Genomic DNA, 14,058 nt, shown 5'->3' on the forward strand with positions numbered 1-14,058 from the left:
AGAGTAAAGCATAAGGCGCAGGAGGGAATGACGATGGCAAAGCCGTTGGGATTTGAAAAGCCGTTGGGCATGCGGGATATACTACCAGATTCACTGGCCAAGCAGCGGCATTTGGAGCGTGCGCTTCGACATTGCATTGATCGTTGGGGGTATGAAGAGATCTCTACACCCTCCTTGGAATATTACGACACGGTAGGAGCGGCCAGTGCGACTTTGACGGACCGGATGTTCCGCCTTTTGGATAAACAGGGGCATACGGTTGTGTTGCGTCCGGACATGACAACGCCTATCGCCCGTGTGGTTTCTTCTTTATATAAGGATGTTCCGCTGCCGATTCGGCTGTTTTACCAAGCAAACGTATTTCGTGCCCAGGAAAAAGAAGCGGGACGCAACGCAGAATTTTTTCAAACGGGTATCGAGCTGATCGGGGACGCTTCAGAGGATGCGGATGCCGAAGCGATTGCTCTGGCAGTGTTCTGCCTGAGAGCAGCAGGAGTGGAGACGTTCCGAATCGCGATCGGTCATGTTGACTTTGTCGACGGCTTGCTGGAGGAAGAGATCGCGGATGAAGAGCTTCGCAGCCAATTCCGCAACTTCCTGTACGAGCGCGACTTTGTAGGATATCGTCAGTTGTTGGCTACACTGGACATGAGTGACGATGCCAGAAACAGATTGGAGGCCTTGCTCAGACTTCGCGGGGATAAGGGGAAAATCGCAGAGGCACGGGAGCTAACCGTGAACGGCAAGGCTAGACGGGCGGTGGAGACGATTGCTTCGCTGTGGGATGCTCTGGAGGCGTATGGCGTGACAGAGGATCTTTTGCTCGACTTTAATCTGATCAGCAATCTGAATTACTACACAGGCGTTGTCTTTGAGGGGTATGCTGCAGACCTCGGATCACCATTGTTAGGCGGGGGGCGCTACGATCATTTGCTGGCGCAGTTTGGACGACCAGCACCTGCTACTGGTTTTGCGATCAAAATGGATCGTTTGCTCCAAGTAACACCGGCGATGAAAGGACAACCGACAACCCGGGTTCTGCTTTGCTACACCGTCGAACGTCGAAGAGAGGCGTTGGCAGAAGCGCAATTGCTTCGTGAAGATGGACTGATCGTGGTGACTCGATTGATCGGGAATGAAGATGAATTAAGCGACAGTGAAAAAGCGGGTTACGCCAAAGTAATCTGTTTGACGAAACAGGAGGAGTAGGAGATGGTTTTTTCTGATCGCTCACAAAAACTGACGATCGCCATGCCGAAAGGGCGAATCTTCGAGGAAGCCGTTCACTTTCTGCAACAGGCTGGCTTGCAGGTGACCGCAGAGCTGCAGGATTCACGCAAGCTGGTCATTCCTGTCGAAAATGCGCAATTGGAATTTATCCTGGCGAAACCGACGGATGTGCCAACCTATGTGGAATATGGCGTAGCCGATGTTGGCGTCGTGGGCAAGGATGTGCTCCTGGAAGAAGAACGTGATGTGTATGAGCTTCTGGATCTGCAAATTGGCTACTGCCGGATGATGGTAGCAGGCATGCCCGACTGGAAGCAGACAGATGCGCCACGAGTCGCCACTAAATACCCGAAGATCGCTTCCCGTTATTTTCGCGAGCAGGGCCAGCAGGTAGAGGTCATCAAGCTGAATGGCTCAGTGGAGTTGGCACCGATGATTGGACTGGCAGATCGCATTGTAGATATTGTTTCGACTGGACGTACGCTCAAGGAAAACGGACTGGTCGAGCTGGAGCATATTTGTGAGATTACAACCCGACTGATCGCCAACCGAGCGAGTTATCGGATGAAGAGCGAAGCGGTAGACGATATTGCCCAAAAGTTTCTGGAAGTCATTCCGAGTTCAAAATAGAGAGTCTGTGGAGAGGTGAGAGACAAGATGAGAGTAATTCCAGCCAATCAGTATCAGGCCAAACGATCCGTTGATTCGGGAACAAAAGAACAGCAGGATGCAGTCAAGGCCATTCTTGCGGATGTCAAAGAGCGGGGAGACGCAGCGCTTCGCGAGTATACGGAACGATTTGACCGGGTAGCCTTACAGGATTTCCGTGTCAGTGAAGCGGAGTTCGCGGAGGCGAGCGCGCTTGTTTCACCTGAAGTCAAGCAGGCCTTGGTAGAAGCAGCAGCCAACATTCGGGATTTTCACGAGCGGCAGGTTCGCCAGTCCTGGTTTTCTACCAAAGAGAGCGGAACTATCCTGGGTCAGATCATACGTCCATTAAAAAGAGCAGGCTTGTACGTGCCAGGTGGAACAGCTGCCTACCCTTCGAGCGTCCTGATGAACGCGATCCCGGCAAAAATTGCGGGTGTGCCTGAGGTGGTCATCACGACACCGCCTGGAGCCGATGGAAAAGTAAATCCGGCGATTCTCGTCGCGGCCCAGATCGCGGGAGTGACGGATATTTACAAGGTGGGCGGAGCGCAGGCTATCGCAGCCCTTACTTACGGTACCGAACAGATCAAGGCGGTAGACAAGATTGTCGGTCCTGGCAATATTTTTGTCGCTTTGGCAAAAAGGGAAGTGTTTGGTCTGGTCAGCATTGATATGGTGGCAGGCCCAAGCGAGATCGCTGTTTTGGCAGACGATACAGCCAATCCCCGTTATGTGGCAGCGGATCTGTTGTCGCAAGCAGAGCATGATCCGATGTCGGCAGCGGTGCTGGTCACGACCTCATCTGCTTTGGCGGATGCTGTAGCCCTGGAAGTCGAGCGTCAATTGGTGGATTTGCCGAGAAAGTCCATCGCGGAGGCTTCGATTCAAAACCACGGCGCCATTATACTGGTGGAGAATTTGGATGAAGGCTTTGCAGTGATCAACGCGATCGCGCCCGAGCACTTGGAGATTATGATCACGGACCCATTTGAGCATCTCGGCAAAGTGGAGAACGCTGGCGCTATTTTCTTGGGACCATACAGCTCCGAGCCAGTAGGCGATTATTTTGCGGGTTCCAACCACGTGATTCCGACCAATGGCACGGCGCGTTTTTCCTCGCCGCTGTCGGTGGATGACTTCATTAAAAAATCGAGCGTCGTTTCTTACAGCAAGCAAGACCTGCTTGCAAACGGACATAAGATCGTGGCACTTGCCGAGCAAGAGGGGCTGGCTGCACATGGTCGAGCGATTTCGGAAAGACTTCGAGACTTTAAGCGGGAAGAGTAGGAGTGTGAGTGCAGATGAGTGAGCAGCAGAAGCGAGTGGCCCAAATCGAACGGAATACGAAAGAGACGCAAATCAACCTGGCTTTTGGCATCGATGGCACGGGAGAGAGCAAGCAGGATTCGGGCGTGCCTTTCTTCGATCATATGTTGGACGCTTTTACCCGTCATGGACTTTTTGACCTGCAGGTGAAGGCAAAAGGGGATATCGAGATCGACTACCACCACACGGTAGAAGACATCGGCATATGCTTGGGCAATGCAGTGCGTGAAGCGCTCGGTGATAAAAAAGGAATCAAGCGATACGGCAATGCCTTCGTGCCAATGGATGACGCTCTGGCACAAGTCGTGATCGATATCAGCAACCGTCCACATCTGGAGTACCGTGCGAACTACCAGACGACGATGGTCGGACAATTCCCTACTGAGCTGGTACATGAATTTTTGTGGAAGTTTGCATTGGAGGCGCGTATCAATCTGCACGTCATCCTGCATTATGGCCACAATACACACCACATGATTGAAGCGATCTTCAAGGCATTGGGGCGCGCACTGGACGAAGCGACGATGATAGATCCCCGCGTCAAAGGGGTTCCGTCTACCAAAGGAGTTTTGTAGCATGATCGGCATCATCGACTACGGCATGGGGAATTTGTACAGTCTGAGCAAGGCGCTGGAGCGGTTGGGTTATTCCTACGAATTCGTTTCGGTGCCAGAGCGATTACAAGAATATACGGGACTTATCCTACCAGGTGTCGGGGCGTTTGGTGATGCCATCGCCAACATCAGGGAGTTAGGTTTGGAGCAGGGGATTCAGGATTACGTAGCTTCTGGCCGTCCGATCTTGGGTATTTGCCTGGGGATGCAGCTCTTGTTTGACAAAAGTGAAGAGCACGGGGAGCATCAGGGGCTTTCCTTGCTGGGAGGCGAAGTCGTTCGCTTCCAAGGCGATTACAAGGTTCCGCACATGGGCTGGAATCAGCTGAAGATCAGCACGAACAGCAATCTTCCGCTGCTGGAAGGCGTGGCGGACGGGGACTATGTTTACTTTGTCCACTCCTATCATGTACGCGTAAAGGATCGGGCAGCCTTGCTTGCGACGACAGAATACAATCAGGATGTCACGGCGATCGTAGGGCAAGGCAACGTGTACGGAATGCAGTTCCACCCAGAAAAAAGCGGAGATACAGGCATGCGTCTGTTGCGTAACTTCGCGGTACAGTGTGAGGGGGTATTGGCGTGAGTTTTATCATTTATCCAGCTATCGATATTCGTGGGGGCAAATGTGTCCGACTGTTCCAGGGGGACTACGCGCAGGAAACCGTGTACGCGGATTCGCCAGTGGAGATGGCGAAGCGTTGGGTAGAGCAAGGAGCAGCTTGGGTTCATCTGGTCGATCTGGATGGTGCCAAAGAAGGCAAGCCTGCCAATGCTGAACTGATCAAGGAGATCGCCAAATCTGTTTCCGTTCCGGTGCAGGTCGGCGGGGGCATTCGCACAGAGGAGCAGATTGCCGACTATTTGGATGCCGGTGTGGCACGTGTGATTGTGGGGACAGCAGCCATCGAGGATGAGCCTTTTACCAAGCGGATCTTGCAGGCATACGGAGACAAGATCGCCATTGGCCTGGATTGCCGCAACGGTCTGGTCGCGACGCGCGGATGGCTGACCACGACAGATGTTCAGGCGACAGAATTGGCAAAAAGGCTGGTTTCGTACGGTGCCGAGACGTTCATTTACACGGATATCGCTAGAGATGGAACGATGACAGGACCCAATGTTGAAGAAATCGCGGGATTGGCCGTCTCAACAGGCAAGTCCGTCATTGCTTCCGGCGGTGTCAGCAAGCTGGATGACCTGTTGGCTCTGTCCGCTCATACAGCTGATGGTGTATCCGGCGCGATTGTCGGCAAAGCCCTGTACACAGATGCTTTTACTTTGGATGAAGCGCTTCGTCAGATGGGGGAGCGTGAGTAGGATGTTGGCCAAACGAATTATTCCGTGTCTGGATGTCAAAGATGGCCGTGTCGTGAAAGGTGTGCAATTTGTCGGTCTGCGTGATGCGGGGGACCCGGTGGAGCTGGCCAAGAAATACAGCGAAGAAAGTGCTGACGAACTGGTCTTTCTGGATATTTCGGCTTCCCACGAGGGGCGCAAAACGATGGTGGACGTGATTGAACGCACGGCGGCGAATATTACGATACCGTTCACGGTTGGCGGCGGAATCAACAGTGTAGAGGATATGAAGCGCATTTTGCGTGCAGGAGCGGACAAGATTTCACTCAATACTGCAGCCGTCCTGCGACCGGAGCTGGTTCGTGAAGGGGCGACCGTATTTGGCTCGCAATGTATCGTTGTTGCGATCGATGCAAGGCAGACTGGAGATGGCCGCTGGGAAGTGTACACACATGGCGGACGCAATGCGACTGGCAGAGATGTAATTGAATGGGCGCAGGAAGCCGAAGCGTTGGGTGCTGGAGAGCTTCTTTTGACCAGTATGGACGACGACGGAGAGAAAAAAGGCTTTGGCATTGAACTGACGAGGAGCGTCTCGGAAGCGGTTGGCATCCCGGTCATTGCTTCTGGAGGTGCGGGGACGCGCGAGCATTTTTACGACGTCCTGACGGTAGGCAAAGCAGATGCAGCGCTGGCTGCTTCCATTTTTCACTACGATGAGACATCCATTCATGCAGTAAAAGAGTATCTGCAAACCAAAGGAGTTGTGGTAAGGCCATGACAACAGGACAAGCATGGGATCAAGTGAAGTTTGATGAAAATGGCCTGATTCCCGCCATCGTGCAGGATGCAGTGAGTAAAACGGTTTTGACGTTGGCCTATATGAACAAGGAGTCGCTGCAAAAATCACTGGAAACCAAAGAGACCTGGTTTTGGAGCCGTTCCCGCCAAGAGCTGTGGCACAAGGGGGCGACCTCCGGCAATACGCAGCGAATCGTCTCCATTCAAATGGATTGTGACAAAGATGCATTAGTGGTGCAGGTCGTGCCCAATGGTTCTGCTTGTCATACAGGAACGTACAGCTGTTTTGCCGGTGAGCTGCTGCCAGTAGAGGAAGCGGAAGCCAAAGCGAAACAAGGTTCTGATCGGTATGCGATTCTGGGAGAACTGGAGCAGCTTATCGCAGCGAGAGAAGCGGAGCGCCCGGAAGGTTCCTATACGACGTATTTATTTGAAAAAGGGGTAGACAAGATTCTGAAAAAGGTGGGCGAGGAGTCGGCTGAAGTGATTATTGCAGCCAAAAACCGCGATCCCCAAGAGCTTCGCTATGAAGCGTCAGATCTGATCTTCCACCTGCTGGTCCTCCTGCGGGAACAAAAACTGCCACTTGACGCGGTTCTCTCTGAGCTGGAACGCCGCCGTTAAGCAGATTCGCCACTCTCATTTGCGGAGAGTGGCTTTTTCGTTTTTTCATTATCGCCCGCTCGTGTTTGCCTCGATTGAGGATTTCTTTTACTATTTAAAAAACAGATAATTAAGATTGTTCCCTTTTTAGTTTTTATTTCCCGGCGTACACGGGATAGGAGGAGTATGGTGAGTGCTCAGCGTCTGTGGCCCATATTGCTGGTTCTTCTCTTAAGCTGCTTGTATCCAGCTCGAGCGGGAGCGGAGGAAAAGGTCCTTCGGGTAGCTTTTGACCGTGCCTTGCCCCCTTTTTCAGCGGTGGAAGAGAACGGGCGTATCGAAGGGTTCAATATTGAACTGATCCAGGGGATTGCCAGATACAATGATTGGAAGCTGGAGTATGTGCCGCTTGATTGGGAAGACGTCGTGACTGCGCTTCAATCAGGAGAAGTAGACGTGGTTCTGGGAATGAAGTATACGAGTCGTTACGATGAGATTTTCGACTTCAGCGAAGCCTTTTTTACGATGTCAGAGGTGTTGCTGGTTCCGCGTGCGGATGAGTCGATCTACACCTTGAACCAGCTGTCCGAGAAAGTGGTGGCAGTTCAACGCTCGCATAGCAGTATGGATTTGTTGGAAAGCGTGCGGCGAGTCAAGATGAACATTTCCTTCAGCCAAAAGGAAGCGCTGGAAAATTTGCTTCGAGGACGCGCTGATGCTTTCATCGGCAATCGCTGGACGGCCGAGTATGTGCTTCGGCAGGAGAACCGCCTGGATGACTTCGAGATGCGATCCGGTCTGATCAATCCGACTGACTATGCATTCGCTGTTCGGGATGGGCACACAGAACTGCTGGTGAAGCTAAACGAGGGTCTCAACCAAATGTATCGAGATGGAACCTACTCCTGGCTGTACAGTGAATACTTCGAGCCTTACTCGCCCCACTTGACAGATGGGTGGCGCAAGCTGGTGATTGGCTTGCTGATTGTACTGGCGCTGGGTGTTGTCTCATTGGCGACGTTCTTTGCTTGGAATAAAAGATTGCAGGCGGAGGTACGGAGACAAACGGCGGTTTTGGCTGATATGATGGCCTTTCAGCGAAAAGTTCTGGACCATACGGAGAGCGCGATTCTATCCCTTGATGTTTTCGGACATATTACGTTAGTCAATCAGGTTGCCCACCGGATGCTGGGGGCCGGGGAAGACGCATTGGGGCGTCATATCGTCTGCCTTGTGCCCGAGCTGCCGATCGAGTCCGCCTTCTCTGAGCCGTTCCGCCTGTTTGAAGGGGAATTCCAATGGGGAGAAGAGTCGGGGCGCGTGTTCCACTACTATATGGCCCCATTTGCAAATGCAGCCGAGGAGCATGTGGGATGGATCATTACCTTGCAGGATCGGACAGACCAAATTCGCATGCAAACACGGTTAATTGCGCAGGAGAAGATGCGTGCGCTGGGGCAGCTGATCGCAGGAATCGCCCACGAAATGCGCAATCCGTTGACAGCGATCAAGGCTTTTATTGAAATACTTCCAAAAAAAATGGACGACCCGCGCTTTCGATCCGAGCTGCTGCGCTACGTACCGGAAGAGATGGAACGACTAAACCGCATTGTCGAGGATCTGCTGGATTATTCACGCACCAGACCAAAGCAGATGCAATCCATCCGCGTGAAGGAGCTCGTTCAATCCGTTCTTGTACTTTTTACCCGCAGGATTGAAAGTGAACGAATCGGTGTAACCGTGCAGGTATCCGAAAAATTGCAGGTACTGGTGGACCGGGGAAGAATGAAGCAGGTTCTGATCAATCTGGTCATGAACGCAATTGAAGCGATGGCAGCAAGCTCGGACAAGCAGCTTGTGATACGTGCGGAGGAAAGGGCAGGCGAGATCTGGATCACTGTGAGAGATACCGGAGAAGGCATGCAGGAGGAGCAACTGCAGCGCCTGTTTGAGCCTTTCCATACGAGCAAGACACAGGGAATCGGTCTCGGGCTCTATATTAGCCAAAAGATCATGTGGGAGCACGGGGCGATGATGGAAGTGAGCAGTACACCTGGTCATGGAACCTCGTTTACGCTGCGAATGCCGCAGATGAATGAAGTCTGGTATGAGCAACAGTGGTCGGTTGGTGTACGTGAAGAAGAATCAGTTGGCAGGAAGGAGGAGAACCATGCCAAATTTGCTAATCGTGGATGATGAACCTTCTATCTGCGTGTCTCTTTCGTTTGCATTGGAGGACGAATATACCGTATGGACAGCCACGGAGGAAAAAGAAGCCTTGGACATCATCAGGACAGAATCTATTGATTGCGTCCTGCTAGATCTGAGTCTAGGGCATACCAGTGGGCTGGACTTATTGGTTCAATGTAAAAAGATGAAGCCGGATTTGACTGTCATTATGATGACGGCTTACGGCACGATCGAATCGTCGGTGCAAGCGATCAAGGCCGGAGCCTATCATTATTTGGCCAAGCCCTTGCACATGGATGAAGTCAAGCTGCTATTGAACAAGGCGCTTGAGTATCAAAATCTGCACAAGCAGGTACAGGTGCTTAGTGAAGCAGTGCGCCAGCAGCATGCCTTCGCCGGTATTGTCGGGAAGAGCCCAGCGATGAGCAAGGTTTTTCAATTGATCGAGAAGGTGAAGGATATTCCGTCCAGCATTCTGATTACAGGCGAGAGCGGGACAGGGAAGGAGCTGGTGGCGCGGGCCATTCATTATGAAGGGAATCGCAAAAGCGCTCCTTTTTCCGTCATTAACTGTGCTGCCATACCAGAAGCCCTACTGGAGAGCGAGCTGTTCGGTCATGAGAAGGGTTCGTTTACAGGAGCATATCAGAGCAAGCAGGGCTTGTTTGAGCGCTCCTCCGGCGGCACAGTATTTTTGGATGAGATCGGGGAAATGCCGCTTCCCCTCCAGGCAAAGCTGTTACGCGTCATTCAGGAAAAAGTAGTGACGCCACTTGGAAGCTACAAAGCCAAGGAAGTCGACATCCGAATCATTGCGGCCACCAATCGGCAGCTGGAGGAGGAGGTGGCGTGCGGAAGATTTCGCGAAGACCTTTTCTATAGACTCAACGTCATTCCGATCCGAACCCCAGCATTGCGAGAACGGTGTGAAGATATTCCTTACCTGCTGGACCATTTTCTGCACGGTTCGGCAGTCCAGATGGGAAGAGGCAAGAAGATTTTTTCAGCTGAATCGAAAAAGTGGCTGTACGGATACTCCTATCCGGGGAATGTCAGGGAGCTGGCCAACATTGTGGAATACGCGGTTGCCCTTTCTCAGGGAGAAGTGATCACGCTGGATGAGCTTCCCCCTGCGCTTATGGAACGAACCGCTGGTTTGCGCCAGTCGCGAATAGACAGGGATGGGGTGCTGATACCAGCCGGGATCACGCTTGAGGAAGCGGAGAGACGGATTATTTTGCATGCCTTGGAGTTGCATGGGGGACACCGCAAAAAAACAGCAGATCAACTGGGAATCAGTGAACGGGGCTTGAGACAGAAATTAAAGCAATACCTGGAGATGGGATGAAAACACACATCCGGCAAAAAATTCCGTATAAAGGGGATTTTTTTGCCGTTTTTTTGTAATGTCGGAAAATGACTACGCTACTGAAAGGCCTGATTTAATCTACGAAATGTCCCGTTTTCCTACTTGGCATGATGCTTGCTATTACAATCTGACATGAAAGCGATTTCATATAAAAAGGGGGAAACAAGGTGTTTCGGAAAAAGATGCTAGCTATCTTGTCATCTGCGCTGCTGGTTTTGACCGTTACTGCTTGTGGAGGGCAGTCTGCACCAGCGCCGGGAGCTTCGAATCAAGGAGGAGGATCTGCTGCGCCAAGTGGAGGTGCTGAACAGAAATTCCTGACTATCGCAACAGGCGGCAGCTCCGGGCCATACTACACGATTGGCGGAGCGATGGCAAAAGTCTACAAGGATAAGCTGGGCTACAATGCTTCTGTCCAATCTACAGGAGCGTCTGTGGAGAACATCAACCTGATTAAAAGCAAAAAAGCGGATCTGGCTTTCGTGATGTCCGATGTGACCACGTTTGCCTACGAGGGGCAAGAGAATTTCAAGGACAGCGGTGCGGTTAAAGAATTGCGTGCGATGGCCGGACTGTATTTGAATTATGTGCAAATCGTCACCTTGAAAGACCGCAATATTAAATCGGTTTATGACTTGAAGGGCAAACGCGTCGGGGTCGGAGCACCCAATTCCGGGGTCGAAGTCAATGCACGCATGGTTTTGGCTGGCCACGGCATTACTTATGACGACATCAAGGCAGATTATCTTTCATATGCAGAAGCCATTGAGCAGTTGAAAAACAATACGATTGACGCTGCCTTTGTCACCTCGGGGCTACCGAACTCTACGGTGATTGACCTGGTGACCACCAAAGATGTAGAAATTGTTCCGGTCAAGAAGGAAGACGTAGATAAAATGGCCGCAAAATATCCGTTCTTCGTCTCTGCTGAAATTCCAGCAGGTGTTTATAAAAACGAAGAAGTCGTACAGACGGCAGCCATTCGCAATATCCTTTTGATTCGTGAGGACCTGTCCGAAGAGCAGGCGTACAATCTGACCAAAGCCTTTTTCGATGAGATGGCTGCTCTGCAAGCTGCACACAATGCTGCCAAGGAAATTGACGTGAAGGAAGCAGGCAAAAATCTGGTTGTTCCTTTGCATCCGGGAGCAGAAAAATACTACAAGGAAGTAGGGGCTCTCGACTAGGAACGGGAGTCTTGTGGGGAGGGAGATCAACAACATGAGAAGACGACTAACGAAATGGTTCATTCCCCTAGTACTGGGGCTCATCTTGATCGGGCCCCATCCTTATTTGGAGCTGAGCGATTTTCATCGGCAGGAGCAAATTGGCGTCGTCCCGATTCGCATACAGGATTATTTTCAGATTGAGTGGATACATTCCGTCGAACGAACCCCGTGGCGGGAGACTTACAGGGTTGTTGGATTTTCAGGGATGGAATTGGCAGAGACTTCTTTTCGGTCCTTTGGAGCAGGAGTCCCGGCCAATTTTCAAGATCAACAAGGAGTCCAAGTATCGGTTCGGGATGGATGGATTACGGTCTCGGGTTTGCAGGAAAAGCGTGACCAGGTTTTATATTTGATCACGCGGGATGACTATCTGCTGCAGGTCGGAGAGCAAACCTGGAGATTGTCTGATCTATTGCCATTGGGAACGTCGTTAGAGCTCTCTGTCGGGTGGTATCCGTGGTGGTATCGCTTTGCTTCCGGGTTGGACGAGAAAGGAGTGGCGAAATATTGAGTGCACCGATCAGATTGCCAAATGATCAAGAGATTCGTGTGAATGAAAGCAAGGCCCAAGCGGTTTTGCAGGAATATGACCTGGAAGCAGGTTATCGCAGATTTTCGAAGAAGTGGATGAGTGTGCTGATTACGGTGATTGCAGTGAGCTTCGCACTGTATCACATGTACGCTGTATACGCCGTTCCATTCGTGACATTGAAGCACCGTTCCTTGCATGTTGCTATCGTACTTTGTCTCATATTTTTACTCTATCCGGGCTGGAAAAAGGCGTCTCGAAAAACCTTGTCTTTGCTTGACGGAGTGCTGGCGCTTGCAGCACTTGGGACAGCAGGCTACATCTTTATCTACTATTTGGACATCGTCAATCGCGGGGGGATTCCCTCGACGCTGGATGTGATCTTTGCGGTCATTACCTGTGTACTTGTACTGGAAGCATCGCGGCGCGTTACAGGCTGGGAACTGACAGCGATGGCTGGAATCTTTGTCGCCTATGCCTATCTGGGGCCGTATTTACCAGGGGATTTTGGGCATCGAGGCTATACGTTTAGCGATATTGCCAACTATATGTATGTGACGACAGAGGGGATATTTGGCGATGCCATTGCCGTTTCTGCTTCTTTTATCATTTTGTTCATCATTTTTGGAGCCTTTTTGACCAAGACGGGGATGGGTACCTTGTTCAATGATCTCTCGCTTTCATTGGCCGGGGGAACTAAAGGCGGTCCAGCTAAAGTAGGCGTGATCGCGACGGCCGTTCACGGATCGATCAACGGCTCTGCCGTTGCAAGCGTCGTGACGACCGGATCGTTCACGATTCCAATGATGAAGCGGGTTGGGTACAAGCCGGAATTTGCTGCAGCTGTTGAGGCTACAGCCGCGGTGGGGGGACAAATCCTGCCACCGATTATGGGAGCTGCTGCGTTTATCATGGCGGAAACATTGGGAGTACCGTACGTCACGATTGTGATTGCCGCCGTTATTCCAGCTATCATGTATTACTTTGGATTGCTCGTTCAGGTGCATCTGCGCGCAGATCGGGACAACCTGCAGGGTTTGACCAAGAGTGAGCTGCCGAAAGTAAAAGATGTGATTCGCGAGCGGGGGCATCTACTGATCCCGTTGGTGCTTCTGATTGTGCTGTTGATGATGGGATATACGCCGACACTGGTAGCGGTTGCGACCATCGCGGGTACTATTTTGATCGCAGCATTACGCAAATCGAGCCGGATGAACTTCCGTGATATCGTTCATGCGTTGGAAAGTGGGGTGCGCGATGCGCTTGGTGTCGCGGCAGCGTGTGCGGCAGTTGGGATAACAGTCGGGGTCTTCAGTTTGACGGGACTGGGTCTGAAGTTGGCCAACATCATTTTGATGATGGGGTCGGGAAGCTTGTTCATGACGCTTTTATTTACGATGCTGGCTTCGATTATTCTAGGCTTGGGTCTTCCTTCCATCCCTTGCTACATTATCACGGCCACGATGGCAGCTCCTGCACTGTCCACCTATGGGATTGATCCGCTGGCCTCTCATCTGTTTGTCTTCTATTTCGGAGCGATCGCGAATTTGACGCCGCCCATTGCCTTAGCGGCCTTTGCAGGGGCAGGTATCGCGGGGTCGGAGCCGCAGCGTACGGGCTGGGTATCCTGCAAACTGGCATTGGCAGGCTTTATCGTACCCTTTATCTTTATCTATAAGCCAGGGCTGTTGATTCATGATGCAAGTATCGTAGATATATCGATTGCTACGGTGACCACCTTGCTGGCTGTAATGGCACTTGCTGCTGCTACAGAAGGGTTCCTGTTCGCCAGAATCAACTGGGCGATGCGGACTGTTTTAATCTTGGGTGGTGTCCTGTTGATCTTCCCTGAAGTCTTGTTGTTTGGACTTGGTCTCGCATTGCTTATGTCCGTGACCGTATTCCAATACATGAAAAAGCGAAATGCATTGGCTATTCCAATGTAGAGTAGAGTTTGAATGAAAGAGGGGCTTCAGTGCCTCTCTTTTTCTGTTGATGGAAAATCATTCTTTTAAAAATAACTCTTGATTTGTTTTTTTGAATATGATAGATTTATTTTTGTCGCCAACGAGCGACGGGAAAACGAGAAAAAAGATCACGAAAAAAGATCTTGACTCCGAGATAGCGAACGTGATAGGATATAAAGCGTTCGACAAAAAATGCTCTTTGAAAACTGAACAGCGAAAGCGTTGATGAGTCTATCATGAAATGATTTGC

13 protein-coding genes are annotated in these 14,058 nt (G+C 51.3%); all 13 read left to right on the forward strand.

Annotated features, from left to right (window positions below; translation table 11 throughout):
* The first annotated feature begins 33 nt into the window (after nucleotides 1-33).
* Nucleotides 34-1,209, forward strand: coding sequence for an ATP phosphoribosyltransferase regulatory subunit (locus JZI27_RS14795; RefSeq protein WP_122907079.1), 1,176 nt, complete (start codon nucleotides 34-36; stop codon nucleotides 1,207-1,209).
* Between the two features lie 3 nt (nucleotides 1,210-1,212).
* Entirely contained in the window at nucleotides 1,213-1,860 is a 648-nt protein-coding gene (hisG, locus tag JZI27_RS14800) for an ATP phosphoribosyltransferase (RefSeq protein WP_122907078.1), read from the forward strand.
* Between the two features lie 27 nt (nucleotides 1,861-1,887).
* Nucleotides 1,888-3,168, forward strand: coding sequence for a histidinol dehydrogenase (gene hisD / locus JZI27_RS14805; protein ID WP_280208000.1), 1,281 nt, complete (start codon nucleotides 1,888-1,890; stop codon nucleotides 3,166-3,168).
* Between the two features lie 14 nt (nucleotides 3,169-3,182).
* Nucleotides 3,183-3,782, forward strand: a complete 600-nt coding sequence (gene hisB / locus JZI27_RS14810; protein ID WP_122907076.1) for an imidazoleglycerol-phosphate dehydratase HisB — start codon at nucleotides 3,183-3,185, stop codon at nucleotides 3,780-3,782.
* Nucleotide 3,783: 1 nt separating this feature from the next.
* Entirely contained in the window at nucleotides 3,784-4,407 is a 624-nt protein-coding gene (hisH, locus tag JZI27_RS14815; protein WP_122907075.1) for an imidazole glycerol phosphate synthase subunit HisH, read from the forward strand.
* The gene (gene hisA, locus JZI27_RS14820; protein ID WP_280208001.1) at nucleotides 4,404-5,141 is read left to right on the forward strand and encodes a 1-(5-phosphoribosyl)-5-[(5-phosphoribosylamino)methylideneamino]imidazole-4-carboxamide isomerase; all 738 of its coding nucleotides are present in this window, start codon (nucleotides 4,404-4,406) and stop codon (nucleotides 5,139-5,141) included. Before hisH ends, hisA begins: the two co-directional genes overlap by 4 nt.
* A gap of 1 nt (nucleotide 5,142) precedes the next feature.
* Nucleotides 5,143-5,901 (forward strand): imidazole glycerol phosphate synthase subunit HisF, encoded by a 759-nt coding sequence (hisF, locus tag JZI27_RS14825; RefSeq protein WP_122907073.1) that lies wholly within the window; start codon nucleotides 5,143-5,145, stop codon nucleotides 5,899-5,901.
* Nucleotides 5,898-6,545: a bifunctional phosphoribosyl-AMP cyclohydrolase/phosphoribosyl-ATP diphosphatase HisIE gene (hisIE, locus tag JZI27_RS14830; protein ID WP_280208002.1), complete on the forward strand. Its 648-nt coding sequence runs from the start codon at nucleotides 5,898-5,900 to the stop codon at nucleotides 6,543-6,545. The genes hisF and hisIE overlap by 4 nt, the downstream gene beginning before the upstream one ends.
* 168 nt (nucleotides 6,546-6,713) lie before the next feature.
* Entirely contained in the window at nucleotides 6,714-8,720 is a 2,007-nt protein-coding gene (locus JZI27_RS14835; protein WP_280208005.1) for a transporter substrate-binding domain-containing protein, read from the forward strand.
* A complete protein-coding gene (locus JZI27_RS14840; RefSeq protein ID WP_280208007.1) occupies nucleotides 8,695-10,062 on the forward strand; it encodes a sigma-54-dependent transcriptional regulator in 1,368 nt (455 codons plus the stop codon). Before JZI27_RS14835 ends, JZI27_RS14840 begins: the two co-directional genes overlap by 26 nt.
* Nucleotides 10,063-10,250: 188 nt before the next feature.
* Entirely contained in the window at nucleotides 10,251-11,270 is a 1,020-nt protein-coding gene (locus tag JZI27_RS14845) for a TAXI family TRAP transporter solute-binding subunit (protein WP_245996396.1), read from the forward strand.
* A gap of 34 nt (nucleotides 11,271-11,304) precedes the next feature.
* Nucleotides 11,305-11,823 carry a DUF1850 domain-containing protein gene (locus JZI27_RS14850; protein WP_280208009.1) on the forward strand — a complete coding sequence of 173 codons (519 nt, stop codon included), beginning with the start codon at nucleotides 11,305-11,307 and terminating at the stop codon, nucleotides 11,821-11,823.
* Nucleotides 11,820-13,787 (forward strand): TRAP transporter permease, encoded by a 1,968-nt coding sequence (locus JZI27_RS14855; protein WP_280208010.1) that lies wholly within the window; start codon nucleotides 11,820-11,822, stop codon nucleotides 13,785-13,787. The genes JZI27_RS14850 and JZI27_RS14855 overlap by 4 nt, the downstream gene beginning before the upstream one ends.
* Nucleotides 13,788-14,058 lie beyond the last annotated feature (271 nt).

Origin of the sequence: Brevibacillus sp. AY1 (genome assembly GCF_029870785.1) — a bacterium.
Lineage (GTDB): Bacteria > Bacillota > Bacilli > Brevibacillales > Brevibacillaceae > Brevibacillus > Brevibacillus invocatus.

Excerpts from the sequence above, each read along its gene's own strand:
- JZI27_RS14795 (WP_122907079.1), top strand. The coding sequence starts at position 34 with ATGGCAAAGCCGTTGGGATTTGAAAAGCCGTTGGGCATGCGGGATATA.
- hisG (WP_122907078.1), top strand. The coding sequence starts at position 1,213 with ATGGTTTTTTCTGATCGCTCACAAAAACTGACGATCGCCATGCCGAAA.
- hisD (WP_280208000.1), top strand. The coding sequence starts at position 1,888 with ATGAGAGTAATTCCAGCCAATCAGTATCAGGCCAAACGATCCGTTGAT.
- hisB (WP_122907076.1), top strand. The coding sequence starts at position 3,183 with ATGAGTGAGCAGCAGAAGCGAGTGGCCCAAATCGAACGGAATACGAAA.
- hisH (WP_122907075.1), top strand. The coding sequence starts at position 3,784 with ATGATCGGCATCATCGACTACGGCATGGGGAATTTGTACAGTCTGAGC.
- hisF (WP_122907073.1), top strand. The coding sequence starts at position 5,143 with ATGTTGGCCAAACGAATTATTCCGTGTCTGGATGTCAAAGATGGCCGT.
- hisIE (WP_280208002.1), top strand. The coding sequence starts at position 5,898 with ATGACAACAGGACAAGCATGGGATCAAGTGAAGTTTGATGAAAATGGC.
- JZI27_RS14840 (WP_280208007.1), top strand. The coding sequence starts at position 8,695 with ATGCCAAATTTGCTAATCGTGGATGATGAACCTTCTATCTGCGTGTCT.
- JZI27_RS14850 (WP_280208009.1), top strand. The coding sequence starts at position 11,305 with ATGAGAAGACGACTAACGAAATGGTTCATTCCCCTAGTACTGGGGCTC.